Genomic DNA, 21,550 nt, shown 5'->3' on the forward strand with positions numbered 1-21,550 from the left:
CGCTCGAGGTACAAAACTTATTTCATTACGTTTTGTGCCTTGAGCGAAGCGAAAGGAATGGGTATAAAAATGAAAAACAAAAAAGCAAAGGAGGCCAAGTAACCATTTCGATTTCTCAACCTCCAATAAAACCTCTAATTTCATTTTGCATTTTAGCGCGCGCCGACAGTCCCCTTTTCCTTTGCTAAATGTTCGCTAAATTTACCAATTATAATAACTAAAATAGCTAGGATAATCGGGATGGCAAAGTGAAGGGTATGATTGATTCCCTCTAGGACATGTCCAACAGCCTTATCTTTTAAGATCATTTCACCAGCAGTATATCCTAATAATCCAGCTCCAATCATGACAATAATAGGGAATTTCTCCATAATTGTCATTAAGATCTGACTTCCCCAAATAATTAATGGAATGCTGATCACTAAACCAAGTATAATCAACAGAATGTTTCCGTTCGCTGCACCTGCCACAGCGACAACATTATCCAAACTCATGACCAAATCCGCAATAATAATCGTTTTTATAGCTCCCATAAGGTTTGAATTCGCTGCAATGTCTCCCTCTTCTTCACCTTTTAATAGCTTCACTGCAATCCACAGAAGCAATAATCCGCCTATAAAATTTAAGTAAGGAATCATTAATAAATATACGGCCGCAAACGTTAAAGCTACCCTTAGCGCAATCGCTCCAAAAGTACCGAAAAATACTGCCTTCTTTTTATATTGTTCCGGTAAATTACGACAAGCTAGCGCAATGACAACAGCGTTATCTCATCTTAAAACGATATTGATGACAAGGATTTCTAAAAGATTAAGTATAAAAGCACTACCGTCCACTTGAAAACCACCTTTATTCTTTCTATTTTCTCCATTTATCTTATTGCTAATTTCTGATGTATAAGGAAATGGAAGTATACTTTAATTGTATAATAATTCACTAGGTTAATAAAGTATCCGATTGCTTGTAACAAAATCCCTTCTTCAATAAAACTGTACTTTAACTTAGCCTATTTAATTTTACTTAGTTTTTCACGTCACTTATTCAATTATCGGAGGCCCGATTGCAAAACAAAAAAAATCCTGCATACCAATACAGGACTTTTGATCAAACTTACAAATGAACAATACTTTTTATAGATAGACTCATTTCTATTAGAGAGATGCACCCTTTAATAGAAAAATCTTATTCATTTAAGAACGAATATATGGAGACCACGCAGGAGAGGTGTCATTTCCTTGTGAATGAGTGAGACGGGTCTGATTTGTTCCGTCCGCATTCATCACATAGATGTTCTCGATCCCGTTCCGAGTGGATGCAAAGATAATTCTCTGTCCATCCGGCGACCATGCCGGATCATAATCGTTCTTATCTCCATCAGGACTGCATACATAGTCGTCTGCTGATTGATCGATCAGGCATGTCTCACAGGTTCCATCCAAATTCATGACATAAATATTATACTTCCCGTAGAGACCGCCTGTTGAACGGCAAAATACAATCTTCTCCCCGTCCGGCGACCACGCGGGACTAGCATCTTTATAAGAGCCCGAGGGCTTGGAAAGAAGGCGGATCTGACCGGTTCCATCGGCATTCATCACATAAATTCGGTCCTTTCCTTCACGGTCGGATACAAAGGCGATCTTCTTCCCGTCTGGGGACCATGCTGGCTCTTTGTTATTGGCCGAATCATGGGTGAGAGGGGTCTGATTCGATCCATCCGCATTCATTATGTAAATCTGAGACATTCTTTCTCTAGTAGATGTGAAAGCAATTTTCTTTCCATCCGGCGACCACGTAGGATCAAAGTTTTTGAACGAAGGGTCGGTGAGCAGAATTTGATCCGACCCGTCCGCATTCATCACGTAAATCTGAATATACTTGTCCCTTCGAGATGTAAAAGCGATTTTCTTTCCGTCCGGTGACCACATAGGGTTAAGATCAACGGATGTATTCGGAATCCGAATTGCTTTGCCTTTTTCGCACTGAACACTACGAATGGAAAAGCTGAATCATACTCCCCTACACGAAGCCATTTTTTCTGATCTTCCCCACGATCAAGCAACATAAAGAGTGTCTGACATATGGAACATCGATAGATATAAGTGTAAGTACTATAACGGGTCGAAACAACCTCTTTAGATAACAATAGGGCGTGAGAATTCTGGCACCCGCATGGACAGTTCAAATTATTTTCAATCATATACACAGCCCCTTCCGGTTTTCGTTATCACTTCAAAGTTTCATTACACGATCCTTCCCTATTTCTTATACAATTATTTCAAAATTCAGTGATTTGAGCAATCGCTTTATTCATAACAGATAGGAAAGGTGTTGACAATACCGCCCCTTTTTCGCTGCCAATTTATACTTAAAGTGCAAAAAAATCATCAGATTCGTATAAAATCTGATGATTTTTGATTGCTTCCAATCAGTGTTATGTTAACTAATGATGAATACATGTGAAAAAGCCAAGCGCTTTCTTAAGAAGGCCTTGGCCATTTCGTATGTTTCCAGATCTCGTGTCATAACACAGGATAATTAGGTTTCAAAATAGATGACCATAGTTCTAGTACTTATCTTTGAAAAAGGGCTAGAGAATAATACCAATAAGAAACGATAGTCTCAATTTTTACAAATCAATTAGGTTAAAAGAATCAAAATGATAAAATACACAATTTCTCCAAATTTACATATTAAATTTTTAACTATCTTCCAAAAGATTTTAGAAAGGAGAATGTTCATTTGGTCATCTGAGAAAGCAATTAAATTCTCATTATTTTCTAATTATTTTCTAATCTACCCCTTATATGAATTTAATTTAACCATTCTAAGATGGGATGGTAAAGAAAGTTTTAGCACATACCAAATAGCGCCACATTAGGAAAAGATGACGATAGAATCATAGTTTTAGCAAAAAAATGTAATGGGAAGGAAGGAGAAAATCAATGTCTATTATTTCTAACATTCTAAAGTATAACAAGACTTTTGTTGATCAACATGGTTATGAAGAATTTCAAACAACAAAGTATCCAGATAAAAAAATGGTGATTCTAACCTGCATGGATACCCGTTTGCTGGAGCTGCTCCCAAAAGCGCTCGGTTTAAAAAACGGTGACGCAAAAATGATCAAAAACGCCGGCGCTGTAATATCCCATCCCTTTGGCAGCATTATGCGAAGTATTCTTGTATCTATTTACGAATTAGGAGCTGAAGAAGTATGTGTGATTGGACATCACGGATGCGGAATGGTCGGCCTTGAACCTTCCTCCGTTCTTGAAGCCGCAAAACAAAATGGGGTTAGCAAAAATCGGATTGAAACTTTAATGAATGCCGGCATTGATGTATCCAAATGGCTGACGGGTTTTCAATGCGTGGAGAAGAGTGTCCAAAATAGCGTTCATTTAATCAAAAATCACCCATTAATGCCAGACAAGATTGCTGTTCATGGTATGGTTATCTGTCCTGTAACGGGGAAATTGGATCTCATCGTGGATGGATATAACGATGCCAACGCTAAGAAAACAGAACCAGCCAGTATGTAAAGGGAACGCTATATTGATTTCTTCAAGAAGCAGATTCCGGAAAACCCCTGGAGCATTACTGAAATTTACTTGTATTAACTCAATTCAGTTTTATATAGCATAATCACCTTTTAACTATTTCAAATGGGAGGATAGCAGTGTCTATGAACTTAGAAGCGTTCGGAGGATATTCCTTACAAAACTTAAAAAAAGATATGTTATCGGGTATCGTTGTTGGAATTATAGCTATTCCTTTGGGATTAGGGTTTGCTATTGCTTCTGGAGTAGCTCCCGTCACGGGGCTTTATACAACGATTGTGGCCGGTTTGCTGATATCGATTTTAGGTGGATCCAGATTTCAAATTGGTGGGCCTACCGGTGCTTTTGTTCCCGTTTTACTCGGAATTGTTTTGCAATTTGGATATGAAAACCTATTAATTTCCGGGTTTATGGCGGGTATATTACTTATCATCTTTGGGCTATGCAAGGTTGGAAGCTTAATTGAATTTTTCCCCAAGTCTATTATTATTGGTTTCCAGTCTGGTATTGCGGTCATTATTTTCAGCGGACAAATCCCCAATTTTCTAGGACTACATACGATTGAGAAACACGAATATTTCCATTTGAATATGAGGGAAATTTTCAGCAACATTCACCAAGTAGGCCTCTTTAGTATCATCACTGCACTGCTTTGTTTGCTCATTATTTTGGCTGTGCTGCGTTTTTTTCCAAAAGCAGGAGGTCTTTCCTATTTATTCGGAATCCTTGTCTCAAGTCTAGCTTCGTCCTTTTTCTTTTCAACTCAAATTGAAACAATCGGTTCGATTTATGGGAAAATACCAAATCAATTCCCTATACCTCATTTTCCTGAGGTGACCATAGAAAAAATCCTGGCTCTTTTGCCATCTTCCATTGTTATTGCCATCCTTATAGGATTACAGTCTTTGTTAACGGCTCGAGTTGCGGATGAAATGACTTGTACAAAGCATAACAGTAAAAAAGAGCTAATTGGTCAAGGAATTGTAAACATGGTTACACCTTTATTTTATGGAATTCCGGCAGCAGGAGAGGTAGCACGAACTGTAACAAATATTAAGAATGGCGCCTCTTCACCTATTGCGGGAATCACACATGCTTTATTTGTTTTATTAGTATTGGTATTACTTGCACCCTTTGCTTCACATGTTGCGCTTGCAAGCCTAGCTCCGGTTTTGATGGTAGTGTCATGGAAGATATGTAAAAAGGAACAATTTGCTAGTATCCTAAAAGAAAAATCGGGACATTCATTGGTGTTAATGATTACCTTTTTGTTGACAGTCTTCACTAATTTAACAACGGGAATTGGAGCCGGATTATGCTTTTCTTTCTTACTCTATCTTAAAGAGAGAATGAAAAATAATCGAACTCAATTAGAGAAGGCCAGTTAACGGACTTGATATGACCAATGTTTAAGCCGGATAAGCGAGGGGCATCCTTGCGTAAGCTACACTGTACGAATGCAACTTCTTGTCGCACCATAAGTGCAGCTTTAAAATAAAGAGTGATCAAAAATAACCTCGCAAACCCGCATTTTACGTTAAAGAAAAAGAACCTGTTTTGAAAAAAGATTGATCAAAACGGGTTCATTCTTTGTGAAGCTCTATACATTTTTTTATAAAAAAGTATGATCATTCATCCTATGATCTGCGCACATATCTACAAGAAAGAAATTCCGAAATTCTTTTACCAAAATTTTACTCTTTTAATTTAGAAGTAGGGTTCTAGGAATTAATCCTTCATCATGTGTCCATTTAAAATAGTGATTTAATGCAAAGAACTCTATGCCCTAAACTTGAAGGTTTTAAGTGATCTCCTGCCTGTATCAGATACCCTTTTAGTTTATCCGTAGTAAACTGGCTCATATTAAAACAAAAACCTAACAGTAGCCATACATACGATGCCCGCTGTAACTGTAACGGACAAACTCTTCGTCCATATGGCTACAATAAGAGTTGGTATAATAGCAGCAAGAACACTCCAATCAATCGATAATAATGATTCATTTTCGATGATAAAGTTATCAACGATTAGTGCAGCAAAAATACAAATAGGAATAAATGAGAGCCATTTGACCACAATTTTCGGGAGCTCAATATTTCTTATAACGATAAATGGAATAATTCTCGGAATAAAGGTTACAATAGCACACCCTAAAATGACTAATAAAACGGATAAATTAATACTCATTTGTCTTTTACCACTCCAATCGTTGCAACGATTATTGTCGATAAGATGATTGCTATATAAGATGGAACAAGCATACATAGAACCAGCATCAATAAAACTACATAAACAATTAATGATAGATAAAACTTCAATCTACCATGATCAATATTTTGCAATTGTAAAACAAGCAATGCCAAAAACATAGCTGTTAAAGAGAAATCTAATCCAAATGCTTCTGGATTTGAAATCCATTTACCAAAGATAGCACCTAACATACAAGATAAAATCCAGAATATATAGGCCGTTACATTTAGTCCATTCATCCATTGAGCATTAATAATTTCTCTTTTAGCCATTTTATTAACGGCTACACCAAATGACTCATCTGTTACAAGAGCTCCAATCCCGATATTTTTCGTTAAAGAATATTTTGTAAAGTGGGGAGCCAATGTCATACTTAATAAAAAATTCCTCAGATTTACTATGAAAGTTGTAAATAAAATGACTGAAATAGGACTTCCTGATACTAACAGTGCACAAATAATAAATTGAGATGCACCAGCATAAACTAATGCCGATAAAAGAGTTACTTCTAAAATACTTAGATTTGATGAAGCTCCAACAATTCCCGCAGCAATTCCAATGCTGATATAACCAATTAAAGTAGGAATACAATCTTTTACTCCTTGAGAAAATGTAGGGAGAATTTCTTCGCTGTTTATTTCGTTTGCTAATTCATTCATAGTTGCACCACCTTTTAGTCTGTTATGTTAAACGTTCGTCTGTTATGCTGTATGCGTGTATGTTATAATAAACATAAAAAAGAGTCAAGGAGATTTTTTATGGAATTCATTCAAGAGGTTATAGCTAATAATCTTGCCCAAATGAGAAAAACGCGAGGATTGAGCTTAGATAAGGTAGCAGAACTGACTGGAGTTAGTAAAGCGATGTTAGCTCAAATTGAAAATGGAAAATCAAATCCAACTGTCACCACTCTTTGGAAAATTGCAAATGGGTTACAAGTATCTTTTTCAGCATTTTTAAAGGAAAATGATAAGCCGCAAATTGAAAAGATAAATATTAATGAACTTAATCCAGTAATTGATAATGATGGAAATTATCTTGTATATTCTATCTTCCCTTATCATCCAGAAAAAAAGTTTGAAATTTTCACTGTAGACTTAAAACCTGGTTTTAGTCATGTATCTGAAAAGCATCTAGGGGAGGAATATGTACTTTTACAACGAGGAACACTTACACTTGATATTCAAGGAGAGAAGTTTGAATTAAATGCTGATGAAACTCTTAAATTTAATGCAAATACTGAACACATTTATATAAATCCAACAGATAAACTGGTTAGATTCTACATAATTATTTTTTATCCTGATTAATATAATTGAATGAAAAGTTGTGTAAACAATACGCAACTTTCATTCAACTAACCTTCCGTTACTTTATTTTTTCATCTCTTCAAAAGTGATCTTCAAGAATATGCTCTCCGTAATGTAAAACATCGAAAGGGTTGCAATGAGAGTCAAAAATGGTGGTCACGACATTCCAACTGAAGATATCATTAGAAGAAATACTACTTCTTTCAAACATCTTTACCACCCTTAATACCTGGATAGATCCAATTTCCCTCCATAGTAAAGGTCATACTCCCTCGGATCGTAAGCAATAAACCCGCTTCCCGGTGTAAAGGTCAGTTCCCCAAAATAGATCCGATCAGATGTTTGATACAAATCAACTCGAACAAGAGGGAAATCCTTCGAAAGCGCTTTAGCAATCGCCATCATTTCTTTCAACAGGGCAGGCTTCTCAAGTGGTTCCTCTGACTTCGGGTAGAGCAGCCGAAAGTCCAATGGCTCCCATTCGGTTGTAAACAGATCCCGCTTATGCCCGTCAAACCTCTCGCTATCAACCTGGATAAAGAATGGCTCGCCATGAAAGCAGAAAAACTTGTAATCTTTTAAATCACGGCCTACTTCTCCAATATAGGTTTCAACAATGATTCTCCCTTTAAGAGGCCGATAATTCGGCTCCCCGCTGACATCATAAAAATTCGTCGCAAGCCAATTTTCACATTTCCGCTGCAATTCCGCTAAATCGAGCTCACGTTTATTCAAAACAATCTCATTCCACCCGGAACCGTGTGTGGCCTTAAGCACAAATTGCTCTGGCAGCCTGTCAAAGTTCATTTCCTCGAAGTTTGAATAAACACCCAAAAGAGGGATGACATACTCGTTTCCAACTGACTTCTTAATAAACTCTCTCACCTTATACTTGTCAACGAAACGTGAGAACTGTTCTAGGTTTCCATGCAGCTTCAGCCACTGGATTTTCTCTGATAATGTCTGAGGATTGTCCAGGGAACATGGATAGCCATGGTAGTGCTGAAAATAAAATTCAATAAATCGTTTCAAGCCATATTTATTGAAATAGTCCTTTTTGGCGTCTAAGCTTCTAACATTGATCACATTTTCCAAGACCCGCACTCCTTGATTTATTGATTTATAATAATAAGGACACACATAAACTCGATGAATGGCTGCCAGCTTACCTTACAGGCAGCCTAAATAACATTGTTAAGCATTGCTTTTTTCCTAGTTCGTTACTAGATATATACTCCCCTGATAGGTGATATTCCTTTATGAAATGGTTCGTTAATAAACAAAAATTTTTCACTTGCTAATCTAAATCTATTTATTTCATTTTTGCTCTCTGCAACAATCTCTTGATACTATTATTTGCCTCATGTAACACAATACTTTTATTAATCGTCTTTAAGAGACCATTCTCCATCACAATTTCACCGTTAATAATCGTTGTTTCCACATCTGCACGGGTTGCAGAGTAGACAATTCTTGAAATGGGATCAACGCCGTACGAGGGATACGTATGAAAATGATTCAAATTTAATATTGCTAAGTCTGCCTTTTTCCCAACCTCAATGCTGCCAATTTCATTTTCCATGCCAACAGCTTTTGCCCCGCCGATCGTTGCCATTTTAAAAACGGTATGTGCATCCATTGCAGTAGGACCGTGGGCAGGTTTTTGAATGAGAGCTGCTAATCTCATTTCATTAAACATGTCTAGATTGTTATTACATGGTGCTCCGTCTGCACCTAAACTTAAGGAAACTTGCTCCGATATCATATATGGAGTTTCTGCTATACCTGATGCTAACTTCAAGTTAGAGCCGGGACAATGACTAACATGAACACCTCGTTCTCGAATGATTTTCTTTTCCTCGTCATCTAACCATATACAATGAGCAAGAATAAGGCGGGGATTCGCCAGTCCTAAATGATCTAAATACACAATGTTCCTCATTCCGGTTTCCTTTTGAACAATGTCAATTTCTCCAAGGTTTTCAGAGGCATGTGTATGAACCATTACATGATAGTGTTCTGAAAGAGATTGAACTTCTCGAAGCAGCTTCTCCGTACAAGACACGACAAATCTAGGAGAAAACGCATATTTAATCCGGCCATTATCATAGTTGTGCCATTTTTCCAAGAGGTCGACACTTTCTCTAATAGAGTTTTCCGTTTTCTCCTGCAATGGAAGTGGCACTTCATCGCCTTTGTCCATCATTACTTTCCCGGACAAAGCTCTAATTCCGCTTTCTGCAATTGCTTTAAAAGCATATTCAGTATGATGAACAGTCTCCATATCAACAATCGTTGTCGTTCCACTCTGGATAAGCTCCCCAATTCCGAGCATGGCAGAATAATAGATTGATTCCTCATCATGTGCAGCCTCTAACGGCCAAATTCTCTTTTTTAACCAGTCCATTAATTCAAGGTCATCACCTTGGCCGCGGAAGATTGTTTGGCATAGATGAATATGGGTTTGGACAAAGCCCGGGATAACTGTCTTTCCTTTTGCATCGATGATTTTATCAGGTTGCGAAACCTCTAGGTTAGGACCAATGTTCATAATGATATCGTCAACGATGTGAAGATCGCCTATCATGATTTCTTCCTCTTTATTCATCGTCACAATTTCTGCATTTTTAATTAGTAGATTCATAACATATCCCCCTATTTTCATATAAAACGGTATCCACGCAATAACCTTGCCGCCAAAATAGACACGACATCCCCTGCTCCTTGCAAAAATTGGCTGCGAACGAGATGGTAAATTCATTGATTAAAAAAACTCCGATGACAAATCCGGCAGTTACATATAATATGATGTCTTTCATTTCTAAATTCCTCTTAATTGATGCCGCTTCTGCCTTCTTTAGAGTCATCCCATTTCAATCACTTTCGTGTATAGGATAAAAAAAGCAACGAGGAAAATATGCTTGTTAAGCAAATTTTCCTCGTAGCCAGAAATTTACGGTTTCTAGTAGAGACCCTTAATCCGATTATTAAGGTTATACGAGAAAATTAGTTTTATAATCCTAATCATAGTAGCCTTTAAAACTTGATACAACAACATCGTTAGGTTTTCTCCCTAATGTTTTAACAATTTCCATTTTTTCATCTTTTCGGTGTATGGAAAGACATTGCTTGTTCCTTCTATAGAAAAAAATGTGTAAGCAATACGAACAACCTAATGGATTACCTTGAAAACTCCCCTTAAAATCAGTAGTATACCGAGTTCATAAAAGGGGTGTTTAACTTTGAAACAATATGTATTCACAGTGGAAACAAACGATTGCAAACGTGAACTTATTTTCAATGCAAATGGGATTGTCGACGCGGTTAATCAGCTAAAGCTAATCATGGACGTGATGCGAAACGAAGGGGAGTTTCAAATGAAAAGTGTTTACTACAACGGGGTTATGTTTAAGAATTAGTTTTCCAAAATATCGATAAAAGGGCTGAATCACATAGATTCAACCCTTTCTAAACGATTAAATCAGGCTGCTCCTCCAAAGGAACTGACCCTATCTTGAGACAACCCAACGTATTTATTTATACATCAAATACTGCTCACGAATCTTCTTAAAACGTATGAGGTCATCTTGATATTCAGTCACGATGTCAGAAACAGATGCTCCCTCTTCAATCATCGTCCTTACCCAGTCATTGCCGATTAAGCGGCCAAAGTTGTTTACTGCAAGAAATTCAAAGTCATCTGGGTACAAATCATGGATCGTCTTGATGATGTGCAAGCCGGTCGGCACAGCTTTAAATGTGTCACAGTTCGTGACATAGATTTCCACCCCATGGCTAAGCTTGCCCGCATGCTTTGAAAAAGCAGGTGTGAAGGAGGCAGCTCGGAATGTGACACCGGGCAGGCCTAATGAATTTAATGTTTCCGCTAGCTCTGTACTGTTTATATATGGGGCGCCGATTAATTCGAATGGCTTTGTCGTTCCCCTTCCTTCAGAGACATTTGTTCCTTCGATTAAGCCTGTTGCCGGATAAACAATTGTCGTTGACACGGTAGGCATGTTGGGCGATGGCAAGACAAATGGCAGCCCGGTCTCATCATAATCCATTGAGCGTTTCCAGCCCTTCATTTTTACCACCTTTAGATCTGCGCCAATGTCAAATTCTTCGTTGAACAGCATTGCCAGCTCGCCCACCGTCATGCCATGGATGAGCGGGATCGGATATAAGCCCACAAAGGAAGAGAATTCCGGCTCAAGCACAGGCCCATCCACCGTAAGCCCGCCTTGAGGGTTCGGTCGGTCAAGAACGATAAATGGAATATCATTTTCTTTCGCTGCTTCCATCGCATAGGCCATTGTGTAAATATACGTGTAATAACGTGTGCCCACATCTTGAATATCAAAGACAAGAACATCAACGTTTTCAAGCATTTCAGGTGTCGGCTTTCTCGTTTGCCCATACAGGCTGTAAACCGGCAGGCCCGTCTTTTCATCCACATAAAAGTCAACATATTCCCCAGCCTGCGCATCCCCGCGCACCCCATGCTCAGGTCCATAAAGAGCGGTTAATTCAATGTCCGGATCCTCATGCAGCAAATCGACAATGCTCGTTAACTTTGAATCTACTCCGGTTGGATTTGTAATCAGCCCAACCCGTTTCCCCTTTAATAATTCTTTCTGATCACCTAAAAGCACCTCAACGCCAGGGGTAACCTTTTGTTTTTTCTTTTCTTTCAAGGCTGATACATTGGCAGAGGGAACCATGCTTAAAACCAACATGCCAATTACCATCAATAAAAGCAGCTTTTTCATCGTAACTCTCCCTCCTAGTTTAATTCCTTGCAAGAATTAAGATGCAAGCCATGCCCAAACTCATATAACGTCTCAGATGGATTTGTGACAGATGGGATATCTACTGGCAATGTTCCCTTCGGTTTTGCTTCGCCAAAGATGACTTCGATGCCCGCCGGAATATTCGGTTGTCTATAACGGTCATTTGAAAAGCCTTTAAATCCGTAAACAGCAAGCACCGCCTTTGCTTCTTCAAAATTCGCCACATCATACGGATTTCTTAAACTTATTAACACAAATTTCTTGTTCTTTTCCTGGGCATCCTTCATCACTGCTCTTGGAAAGGCGGTTGCCCATTTGCTTGAATCCTGCACGCTGTCATCGATCACCCCATCATTCACGACAGGGTCGTTTTTCACAACATAGGAACCTGTAATGACATAGTCAGCTTCATTAATAAGAGAACGAACTTCATCATCAACTGTTTTTCCGGAAAAGTCCATGCCCGTTACCGCAACATTCTTCCATTTCTTTTTAGCAGCGATTTCTTCAATGCTCCTTGTCATTGCTTCAACCTGATCGGCAAACGGAGCAAGAACTAAAATGCGCTCACCCTTTTTCGGTTTAAAAGGCAATGTTTTTTCTTCATTTTTAATAAGGGTCACTGCATCCTCTGCCATTTTCTCTTCCTGCTTTAGATGCTTTTTATTTCCTATCACTTGAATCGCGTTGGCAATCTTCTCATCAAGCGGAGCATCTTCTCGGTCTTCACCAGGCTTATAGATGCCTCGTTTGATTTTCAACTCGAGTATTCTTTCCACCGATTGATCGACCTGCTCCAGCGGTATTTCTCCTGTTTCAATTGCTCCCTTCACTGCTTCAAAAACTGATGCTAAATTCTCTTCCATTTCCAGCGAGGTCACTTGTGCTGGCATCAGCGCGATATCCACACCTGATTTTAAGGCTAAAACAACCGCTTCTTCCTGCCCAAAATGATCAGCAATCGCTTTCATATTTAACGCATCGGTTACGACGACACCATTAAAGCCCATTTCTTCCCGTAGCAGGCCTGTTATGACCTTTTTAGATAATGTTGCCGGAACCATGATTTCCTGTCCGTCCTTTTTGCTGATATAGGTTGTATCATCGAATGCAGGGAATTGAACATGGGCTGTCATCATCATATCAACACCCGCATCGATGGCCTGTTGAAACGGAACGAGCTCAACCGAACGCAACCTCTCCTTCTCATATGGTACAAGCGGAAGTCCATAATGACTATCTACCGCGGTATCGCCATGGCCCGGAAAATGCTTGGTTGTTGCTGCGACATTCTGGCTTTGCAACCCTTTTATCGTTTGAATGCCAAGCTTTGCAACAAGCTCCGGATTTGAGCTAAAGGAGCGAACACCAATAACAGGATTTTCTGAGTTATTGTTAACATCAACAACAGGACCAAAATTAACATTGATCCCTAATGCCGCTAATTCCTTTCCGATGATTTTCCCAGTCTGATAGGCGTATTTTTCATTTCGCGTGGCTCCTACGGCCATATTTCCAGGAAGATTTGTCCCTGATTGCAGGCGGGTTACAATACCGCCCTCCTGATCGATCGTGATCAACAAGGGAATGTCCTTGCTAGCCTCCTGCAACCCGTCAACAAGCTTTACCGTTTGCTCGGTATCTACCACGTTTTCAGCAAATAAAATCACACCGCCTAAATGGTATTTTTCAATGATGCTTCCAACCTCATCATTCATTTCCGTAAAGCCGGTTGCTTTGGTTTCCCCAGCTTTTTGCCAATTTCGGAAATCCGGCATGAGCATTTGCCCAACCTTCTCCTCTAGCGACATCTCCTCCACAATTGACTTTACATCAGTTGCCGCTGTTTCTTTAGTGGTTGCTTTTGCTGACGTAAAGCCTGTAAATGCTGTCAACGCTAAGGCTGCCGCTAGCCCGGCCGATAACCATTTCTTTTTCTTCAATGTGACATCCACCTCTCACTTTACTTATTTTTCTCTAACGCTTCATAAATTGCCGTTACAACACTTCCATAGCTTCCTGTTTGAAAAAGGTCACCGATAAACTGATTTGGATTACTTTCAGGATTGACAAGCGGTGAATGCTTTTTGTTTGTCAGCAGGACGATCCCTAAATCGAATTCAGGATCAATGATCGTCACCGTACCTGTCCAGCCTGTATGACCGTAAGCGCTTTTACTTGCATGCGGGCCAAACATCCATTCCATGCTGTCATGGCGGTTAAGTCTCCAGCCAAGACCATAAGTAGGATTCACCATAGATGGCTCAGTAAATGTTTTAACGATGTCCTGATCGAAAAAGGTATGATCGCCATATCCTCCGCCATTTAGCATCACTTGCAGAAGTACGGCTATATCACTAGTTGTAGAAAAAAGGCCTGCGTGTCCCGATACACCTTCCATGGAGTAGTAAGCCTTTTCATCGTGAACTTCCCCTTGAAGGGTGTATGTGCGAATATTCGGGAACTCAATGACCCCGTCCCTCGTATTTCCAAGCAGCTCCGTTGCCGCAAAATCCTTTGGTTTATACCCTTTTTGCAGCGGATTAAACATCGTATGCTTCAATTTAAGCGGCTTATAGATTTCATTTTCAACATAAACATCCAACGGCAGTCCTGTGATTTTCTCGACAATGGCACCTAACAGCATATAATCGACATCACTGTAAATATTTTTTGTGCCAGGTTCGTAGATAAGCGGAGTATCGGACAAGAACTTAATTGTTTTTTCCCGTTCTTGTGAATACAAGTCCTTGGCAACCTTCGGATTATGGTATTGCGGATCAGGAGTAAATCCTGCTGTATGATGGAGCACATCAATAATGCGCAGTGTATCCTTGCCTTTAATCACATCGGTTTCTTTGTCCTTGAACTCAGGAATATATTGCTGAACAGGTGCATATAGATCAAGCTTCCCTTCAGCAACTAATTTCTGCAAGGCGAAATTTGTCGCGTACATTTTCGTGTTTGATGCAAGGTCAAACATCGTAACGTCCTTCATTTTAAGAGGCCTTTTCAACGGTGTATGCCCTGCGAATTTTTGTTTATAGCCGTAGCTTTCCTTTTTTACAATTTTCCCATCCTTAATGACGATCAAGGATGCACCAGGAAATCCAGCCGCCACTTCTTTTTCAATTAACTGATCGACTTTTTCCAATTTTTCAGAGGAAAACCCAACATCCTCCGGCTTTGCAGCTTTTTCTAGAACCTGATGGAGATCAGCTTCATCCTGATTTGACTTCGCTAGCGCTGCTGAAGGCATGATCAATAAGAGCCCGACAGCTGAACAAAGTACGCAGCGAATCCATTTCTTCATTGTTTTTCTCCCTCCCCATTTTATGTATCCATCGCCTTATTTTTAAAATATAATTTTAAATAAATTTTATATTTATTAAAATTATATTTTATAAACTTGATAGTAGCACCCCAAAAATTGAAAAACAAGGTGCTTTTGTCACACTTACATTGTATAAAAATAGTTTAACCAACCTCATTAAGGAACCGACATCCTTTTTAACAAGTTTAATTAATGTTATCGGTATTGAAATAGAATTTTCAAAACGAAGAACATGTTATAGTGTTGTTCTACATGGGGCAACGTCAGGAAAAATAAAAGAGACTGCCAAATTTGACAGCCTCAAGTAAAATATTATTCTTTAACCAGAATGTAATGCAATTCCATGAGTGAAAAACCTTTGCAGGAATGGATATACAATTAATGCAGGGATCATCGCTATAAAAATTTCTGCAGCATTCAACAAATTTATCATATGAGTGTTTATTTCAAATCATTAATATAAAACAGGAGCTTTTTTTGAAAAGATGACTCTTACTACTAATATTAAAAATGAGAAATGACCGATGTTTTTCATTGTAATTTCCTCATAATTTTTCTGAACCTTTTGTGAATTCAAAAATATCACTCTTTTTAAAATATCCAAACAAACATGTGAGGAAATATAACATGAAATTTACACAGGAACTTCTCACCAGTTGATTTTCTCAATTTTACATATCCATTTTAAATAACTCAAGACTTTTATTTGCTCTTTTGTAAAAGATTGATGTTTGATCATAGTAAATCGGTTAACCTCTTTTAAAGTTATCCAAGCACTCGACTGGTCAAATAGTTAATGCTGCAAAAGTGTCTCCCTGTATGCCAAATGAGCCTTAGAAACGATTCTAGAGGCTCGTTTTTCTTTTTTCATTTAAAAAAACTTCCCTTTTATAGTGTCCTCTGTTGCGGAAAAGTGCACGATTGCCGAAGATTGATTATTTTATTCTAACTGTATTTCGTTAGTACAATAATAGTAAAATTAGACGGTGAAACAGATTAGCTAAGGTCAAAGGCATCTTTGTAGGCTTTACGCAAATCAGCTGAGTTATCAGGCCACTCGACAGGTTTACCGTCAACTATCATCCCAAAGGCATCGAGACATCGATGCCATCCGGCAGCAGTATTGACCGCCATGGATTGATCATCAAAAGTGTGAGTGAAGATCATTCGGCATCCTTGATCTTCAGATTGCAATTCAATGTGAAGGATGTCATCAATCTCACGGAAAGCAAAGACTCGAGGAGGTTCAAACTCAGTGATGATCCCTTCATACGTTGAACCTTCACCGTCATCAAAAAAGATAATACCACCAAGTTTAAGTTCCATCTCCCCTGTAGCAAATGGGTACCACTTAGAAAAGTGAACAGGATCAGTAAGGATTCGCCAGACATTTTCAACCTCTTGATGGGGCAAAAAACGATCAAATCGTAAAGTGTAACGACTTTCGGTTTTATGGAAAGTACCGTATTCAATCATTGTTTTTTTCTCCTTGTTCCATGTTTTTTTAGATTGCTTGTTCGCTTCCTTTGCTTATTATCATAAAATATTAACAGCTATTATTCTGTTACTCAAGTCAATTGGAAATAAAATGCGTATGATTTTTACTAACGTTGGATATGTAATCTGCACATGATGTGTTTGCTTCAATCTTTTTTGATAACACTCTACTATTTACTTATCTCTACAAGAAGCGTATCAATCTCAATTAATGCCTGCGTCCATTTATCTCTTGCTTGATTCCTCTTTTCAACATTAGCAAGAAATGAGCTTTTTTCAATGCGTTTTTTAATGATATTTCGATCCAAACATGTTTGATATATAGAAAAAGTATACGGGATTTAAGGTGAATTTATAAAGAAACTATAATTAGTAGCGCCGCATAAATTCTGGGAAGAGAATCGAAAGTACAATAAATACAATCTCACCCACTACGAATGCAATGGCCCAGATTATTGCTTTGCGTGATGGAGGCGGGCCGTCGCGCAACACTTTGACACCTAGCGGGACTAACGCTATACAAAGTCCAAGTATCAGGAATGGAGACTCGAATCTTGTGCCTTTAAGGGTGCCCAAGGGTAGGAAGAACATGGAGGCCAATCCTACCGAGCGAATGAGTCCTAATGTGCGTGAACGGTAAGCACCGATTGCCAATAGTATCCAGCCAACCATCATCATGCCATTAAAATAACGGACGATATGGAATGCGTGGTACGAGTCGCTTACTGCGTTTTTTGCGAGATCAAGGCTTTGTACATTGACGAGTTGGAAGGCCATATGATCAATGCCGCCATGAAAAACACGGCCTATTAGCCCTAAGATTGTAACCATGCCGCCCCAAATTGCTAAAGCGGGATATTTCATGCCGATGAATCTTACTAAGGTAATGAATGATCCCAGGCCAGAGGAAGAGACAACCTAGCACAAAGCAACTGTAGGCGGAAGTGATGAGTACAGGATGATCGGCGTAGGCAGCAAGCTGCGCATCATAGAAAAAATGAAATTGTATCCTAAGAAGAGCGGCCGCTAGTAATAAGAGCGGTCCAATGATTAAGGAGAGGCCTCCGATCCAGCGCCCGGGGAACCAAAAAGCAGCATCATCTCTTTCAGGGGATGAGTTTTCTTGTATTTTATGATTCATAAACACTTCCACCACCTAAACTTCGTTTTAATTGTTTTACTCCTTCTTTAATATTCCATATCGCAACACCTAATATGATCAGAGCGAGTAAGATCATGCTGCTGCCAACTACTGTGAAATTATAACATATCATTAACGGTACCAAACCTTAATCTGCTGAGTTTAAAATAAATCTGGATAGCTCACCACATTTTTGATTAAAGTTCAACTTGATTGGGTGAGAAGCAAAAAAATTAACCCCATTTTTTATAATAGGGTTAGTTCCTTCTCTCAAAATATTGCAGTGTTTTATTCCATTAACCTGCCCCTTGGTTCATCTATCCTTAAACCTCTTTATAGTCATCACATATAAAACCGGCTAATGATAAATGCAATTCTTTAAAATGAAGTATCTTCTTGTTCCATTTCTTTTAACTTCTTTCTGGTATATTTGTTAGAAGATAATAATAGCAACAGGGATAATAGTAAAGTTCCGCCTCCTATCCCTAACAACCATGGCAGAAAAACAAATTCCATATAAAATCCTCCCTTATCTTTATATATGGTTTCATAAGTTTTCTTGTCCAAATATCCACGTTTATCTTTTATGGATTATATGTCCTTTCACATTACTTGCAAGTTCTTCTATTTCAGCACCTTCATCGTACAGATTTCCGCTTATTTGCCCTCTAATCAAAGCCTTGGAGAACTTCATTAATGTAACGTTCCCTTTCACTGGAGCTATTAACTCTAATTTAGCTCCTGATAAAACGACAACATTGCCCACAATTTCTCCCATAACCGTTGTATCGGCTTCTATAATCACATCACCTATTTGTTTTTCAAAAGAGAATTTCAATTATTATGTTCTCCTTTTTAAAAATAAATTAGAAGGAAAAAGATCCTTATTCTATATTTAAAGAATTAATACGTAACGTGTAATCTTCCTCGCTTTTACTACTATTTGTTGCTTCAATTGCACCTTCATATACTGTTTTCCATGTTTTCAAATCAGCAACCAATATGACTGCCTCTGTTTTTAAATCTTTATAAGGACTGACAACATACATCCTATTATTTTTGAGTTTGATCGTTGGAGAGCCGCTTTCGTCCAATCGTTCCGGTATGTTGATGTCGATCGTTTGTTTTGTGGAAAATTTCCCGTTTTCTATTTGATATGGAAGGATTTCAAGACCATTTGCAGTTATATTTATAAAATAAATCGTTGAACCATAAAGATAAATATTCTCAAAATCCATTTGTTGCTTTTCATTAAATAATTCTTTTTGCTCATTTGTTTCATAATTATATAACGTAAATGTTTGATCGATTTCTTCTGTACTGGACTCATCACCCTCTTGAACTTCTTTGACTTTTACTTTCTCAATTAACAGATAATGTTGGGGTTGAATAGTTTCTAAATCATTAAAAATAGACAGGCGATTCGAGATCGTTGAATTCTCATTTTGTTGACTGCTGCCAGAAGACACGACAATATCATCACCAATTAAAGTTTGACTTTTAAGATCAAATGTATAGATGTGGATTTCTTCAACAGTCTCATAACTTTGATTTATAGCTGACTCTATCTGAACAAGTACTTTTAGCTTGTCATCGAGCTTTTGAACATCAACAACATATGCAAAGCTATATTCTTTCTGTTTTGGTAGAGTCTCGTTTATTGATGTAACCTCCTTTGATTCTTTGTCTAACACTTCAATTTCAAATGTAAAATTACTTTGTCTATGATCTAGTTCATAATAATCCCCTTCGATATTCGCATAAGCTAAATAAGCTTCGTCCTCATAAAACAAAGTCGGATTTAATTCTTTTCCGCGCATGAAATTTCGATAATTCCGTTGCAGTTGTTTTATTTCAGGTGTATTATATACTCCGTTTAAACTTTCAATATAGGAGAGTTCATTTGTATAGATAGTTTCCTGTTCATCAATGCGAACAGTATCTTGGTGTATGCCTTGAGTAATATAATCGCCAAAAACACTAAGTTTCTTTCCTTCATCATCACTCCCACTCACCTTTTCAATGATAAATTCCGGATTATTACTCATCGCCGTACTTGATTGAATATAAAAGAAACCAATTACGAAAACGGTGATAAGTACAATTGAAATCAGCTTCCAATATCGATTCATGTTCATTCTCCTAAACTGTTATTTTATTTTTCAATAAATAATGGCTCATCCAAATCGATCCCGCAATAACAATTAGTCCTGTGATTAATTCTAGTCCTAATAATTCAATAGGATAAAAATAATTGACTAATAGAAAGGTATGTATAAGCAATGGTGAAAGAAAAACAAAAGCAGATACCAAACAATAGATAACGGCAAGAGCAATTCCTTTCCAACGAAAACTTCGTTCAAATAAGATTGCGGTGAATAAAACCATCACAACTAGTAAACCAATACCATAATGAATGAAAAACTCCATAAATGTTTTCGGAAATAAAATCGTAAACCTGTTATACATAAACGTCTCATGCACTGTGAGATCTGTTCTGAAATCAGCTGGGACAATCAATTGTAGGATCTTATTTTCAACTGGCAGTAATAATAGTTGTAATGCGATTAATCCAAAAACCATGATCATAATAGTGGTTACCTTCGCCAGATAAAGATGAATGCGTGCAGTTGGCAACATTAATAGACGGTAAATGAACGTGTTTTTTCCTATCCAATCGCGATACCAAATAAAAAATAAATAAATTAATAATGTTACAATACATAAAGCAATTGGTCCTACAAACCAGAAACTGTCAATAATCTGTTGCAAAGACATGCTTCCATATTGATTAAGAAATTCCTCTTGTGATAATGATCCCTGATAGATCATTTCATTGACTGTATTCACATAACTTTTTGCTGATACAAAAGCGCCTATTAATTGTGAAATAATAGTGATCCCAATTAAAATAAAGTACATGTTCGCAAAACGATTAAATTCAAAATGGACTAACTTAAAATACTTGCTCATCTTTGATACACCTCTCTCATGACATCCACGACAGATTTCCCTTCATTTTCACGAACGTCTTCTGTTCGGAATTCTTTCAAAACGGTTCCATCATTTAATAAAATCACCTTATCAATTAAATGTTCAATATCATTAATTTCATGTGTTGTAATAATCACTCCGCGATTTTCTACAAGATGGCTAGTAAATACATCTGCTATTTGTTCACGACTAAACAAATCGATTCCTGAAAAAGGTTCATCCATTAAAATAAAATCTACATCAAGTGATAAGCCAAGAAGAATATTTACTTTAGCGACATTCCCTTTTGATAACCTAGAAATCCGTTCATTTTTGCTTAATGAAAAAAACTCTAGTAGATCATCTGCTCTTTTTTGATTCCAACCAGAATAAAAATCATCCATAAACTGCATCGCTTCTGAAATTTTCATTTGTGGTAACATGGTAATCGCATCTGGAATATAACAAATTTTTTCGTAGCTTTCTTTATGTATTCTTTCTCCATTTATAAGAATCTCCCCATCTTGAATAGGAGTTAATCCCATGATGGCATTTAAGATTGTTGTTTTACCTGCACCATTTAATCCAATTAAGCAAGTTATTTCCCCTTTATTCGCAGTAAAAGAAACACCCTCTAAAACTTTCCTTCGTCCAAATTTTTTCGCTATATTCTTAAGTTCAATCATTTCGAT

21 protein-coding genes, 2 pseudogenes and 1 riboswitch are annotated in these 21,550 nt (G+C 37.8%); of the genes and pseudogenes, 4 read left to right on the forward strand and 19 right to left on the reverse strand.

Annotation, left to right across the window (positions count from 1 at the left end; translation table 11 throughout):
• Nucleotides 1–152 precede the first annotated feature (152 nt).
• A pseudogene (locus Q1B07_RS18315) lies at nt 153–836 on the reverse strand (TerC family protein).
• A gap of 354 nt (nt 837–1,190) precedes the next feature.
• Nucleotides 1,191–1,862: a hypothetical protein gene (locus Q1B07_RS18320; protein WP_299833238.1), complete on the reverse strand. Its 672-nt coding sequence runs from the start codon at nt 1,860–1,862 to the stop codon at nt 1,191–1,193.
• A 1,083-nt stretch (nt 1,863–2,945) separates the two neighbouring features.
• On the opposite strand from Q1B07_RS18320, the gene Q1B07_RS18325 reads away from it, so the two are divergent.
• On the forward strand, nt 2,946–3,542 hold the full coding sequence (locus tag Q1B07_RS18325) for a carbonic anhydrase (RefSeq protein ID WP_299092856.1): 597 nt from the start codon (nt 2,946–2,948) through the stop codon (nt 3,540–3,542).
• 143 nt (nt 3,543–3,685) lie between these two features.
• Nucleotides 3,686–4,948: a SulP family inorganic anion transporter gene (locus Q1B07_RS18330; RefSeq protein ID WP_299092909.1), complete on the forward strand. Its 1,263-nt coding sequence runs from the start codon at nt 3,686–3,688 to the stop codon at nt 4,946–4,948.
• Between the two features lie 475 nt (nt 4,949–5,423).
• On the opposite strand, the gene Q1B07_RS18335 is transcribed toward Q1B07_RS18330, so the two are convergent.
• Together Q1B07_RS18335 and Q1B07_RS18340 are read right to left on the reverse strand one after the other, a co-directional pair.
• A complete protein-coding gene (locus Q1B07_RS18335; RefSeq protein WP_299092858.1) occupies nt 5,424–5,747 on the reverse strand; it encodes an AzlD domain-containing protein in 324 nt (107 codons plus the stop codon).
• Entirely contained in the window at nt 5,744–6,469 is a 726-nt protein-coding gene (locus Q1B07_RS18340; RefSeq protein WP_299092860.1) for an AzlC family ABC transporter permease, read from the reverse strand. The genes Q1B07_RS18335 and Q1B07_RS18340 overlap by 4 nt, the downstream gene beginning before the upstream one ends.
• A 99-nt stretch (nt 6,470–6,568) precedes the next feature.
• On the opposite strand from Q1B07_RS18340, the gene Q1B07_RS18345 reads away from it, so the two are divergent.
• Nucleotides 6,569–7,120, forward strand: coding sequence for a helix-turn-helix domain-containing protein (locus Q1B07_RS18345; RefSeq protein WP_299092861.1), 552 nt, complete (start codon nt 6,569–6,571; stop codon nt 7,118–7,120).
• 222 nt (nt 7,121–7,342) lie between these two features.
• Here Q1B07_RS18345 and Q1B07_RS18350 read toward each other — a convergent pair whose 3' ends face one another.
• The 3 genes from Q1B07_RS18350 to Q1B07_RS18360 form a co-directional block, all read right to left on the reverse strand.
• The gene (locus Q1B07_RS18350; protein WP_299092911.1) at nt 7,343–8,206 is read right to left on the reverse strand and encodes an ATP-grasp fold amidoligase family protein; all 864 of its coding nucleotides are present in this window, start codon (nt 8,204–8,206) and stop codon (nt 7,343–7,345) included.
• A gap of 226 nt (nt 8,207–8,432) precedes the next feature.
• A complete protein-coding gene (locus Q1B07_RS18355) occupies nt 8,433–9,764 on the reverse strand; it encodes a 5'-deoxyadenosine deaminase (RefSeq protein ID WP_299092862.1) in 1,332 nt (443 codons plus the stop codon).
• Entirely contained in the window at nt 9,748–9,939 is a 192-nt protein-coding gene (locus Q1B07_RS18360; RefSeq protein WP_299833239.1) for a hypothetical protein, read from the reverse strand. Before Q1B07_RS18360 ends, Q1B07_RS18355 begins: the two co-directional genes overlap by 17 nt.
• 103 nt (nt 9,940–10,042) lie before the next feature.
• Nucleotides 10,043–10,141: riboswitch (purine riboswitch) on the reverse strand.
• A gap of 221 nt (nt 10,142–10,362) precedes the next feature.
• On the opposite strand from Q1B07_RS18360, the gene Q1B07_RS18365 reads away from it, so the two are divergent.
• Nucleotides 10,363–10,539 (forward strand): hypothetical protein, encoded by a 177-nt coding sequence (locus Q1B07_RS18365; protein WP_299092864.1) that lies wholly within the window; start codon nt 10,363–10,365, stop codon nt 10,537–10,539.
• Between the two features lie 114 nt (nt 10,540–10,653).
• Here the strand turns inward: Q1B07_RS18365 and Q1B07_RS18370 are convergent, their stop codons facing one another.
• From Q1B07_RS18370 to Q1B07_RS18425, 12 genes and pseudogenes are all read right to left on the reverse strand, one after another.
• Nucleotides 10,654–11,892 (reverse strand): DUF1343 domain-containing protein, encoded by a 1,239-nt coding sequence (locus Q1B07_RS18370; RefSeq protein ID WP_299092865.1) that lies wholly within the window; start codon nt 11,890–11,892, stop codon nt 10,654–10,656.
• A 14-nt stretch (nt 11,893–11,906) separates the two neighbouring features.
• Nucleotides 11,907–13,808, reverse strand: coding sequence for a glycoside hydrolase family 3 protein (locus tag Q1B07_RS18375; protein ID WP_299092912.1), 1,902 nt, complete (start codon nt 13,806–13,808; stop codon nt 11,907–11,909).
• Between the two features lie 68 nt (nt 13,809–13,876).
• Nucleotides 13,877–15,226: a penicillin binding protein PBP4B gene (gene pbp4b / locus Q1B07_RS18380; protein WP_299092866.1), complete on the reverse strand. Its 1,350-nt coding sequence runs from the start codon at nt 15,224–15,226 to the stop codon at nt 13,877–13,879.
• A 340-nt stretch (nt 15,227–15,566) separates the two neighbouring features.
• Nucleotides 15,567–15,668 (reverse strand): annotated as a pseudogene (locus Q1B07_RS18385) (carbohydrate ABC transporter permease); the annotation flags it as partial.
• A gap of 575 nt (nt 15,669–16,243) precedes the next feature.
• A complete protein-coding gene (locus tag Q1B07_RS18390) occupies nt 16,244–16,723 on the reverse strand; it encodes an SRPBCC family protein (protein WP_299092867.1) in 480 nt (159 codons plus the stop codon).
• Between the two features lie 390 nt (nt 16,724–17,113).
• Entirely contained in the window at nt 17,114–17,608 is a 495-nt protein-coding gene (locus tag Q1B07_RS18395; protein WP_299092868.1) for a hypothetical protein, read from the reverse strand.
• Nucleotides 17,609–17,874: 266 nt separating this feature from the next.
• Nucleotides 17,875–18,030: a hypothetical protein gene (locus Q1B07_RS18400; protein WP_299092870.1), complete on the reverse strand. Its 156-nt coding sequence runs from the start codon at nt 18,028–18,030 to the stop codon at nt 17,875–17,877.
• Between the two features lie 233 nt (nt 18,031–18,263).
• Nucleotides 18,264–18,401 (reverse strand): hypothetical protein, encoded by a 138-nt coding sequence (locus Q1B07_RS18405; protein ID WP_299092872.1) that lies wholly within the window; start codon nt 18,399–18,401, stop codon nt 18,264–18,266.
• Nucleotides 18,402–18,462: 61 nt separating this feature from the next.
• The gene (locus tag Q1B07_RS18410; protein WP_299092873.1) at nt 18,463–18,723 is read right to left on the reverse strand and encodes a hypothetical protein; all 261 of its coding nucleotides are present in this window, start codon (nt 18,721–18,723) and stop codon (nt 18,463–18,465) included.
• Between the two features lie 46 nt (nt 18,724–18,769).
• Nucleotides 18,770–20,017 (reverse strand): hypothetical protein, encoded by a 1,248-nt coding sequence (locus Q1B07_RS18415; RefSeq protein WP_299092875.1) that lies wholly within the window; start codon nt 20,015–20,017, stop codon nt 18,770–18,772.
• Between the two features lie 10 nt (nt 20,018–20,027).
• Nucleotides 20,028–20,858, reverse strand: a complete 831-nt coding sequence (locus Q1B07_RS18420; RefSeq protein ID WP_299092876.1) for a hypothetical protein — start codon at nt 20,856–20,858, stop codon at nt 20,028–20,030.
• Nucleotides 20,855–21,544, reverse strand: coding sequence for an ABC transporter ATP-binding protein (locus tag Q1B07_RS18425; RefSeq protein WP_299092878.1), 690 nt, complete (start codon nt 21,542–21,544; stop codon nt 20,855–20,857). The genes Q1B07_RS18420 and Q1B07_RS18425 overlap by 4 nt, the downstream gene beginning before the upstream one ends.
• Between the last annotated feature and the right edge of the window lie 6 nt (nt 21,545–21,550).

This window comes from uncultured Metabacillus sp. (genome assembly GCF_947503125.1).
GTDB lineage: Bacteria > Bacillota > Bacilli > Bacillales > Bacillaceae > Metabacillus.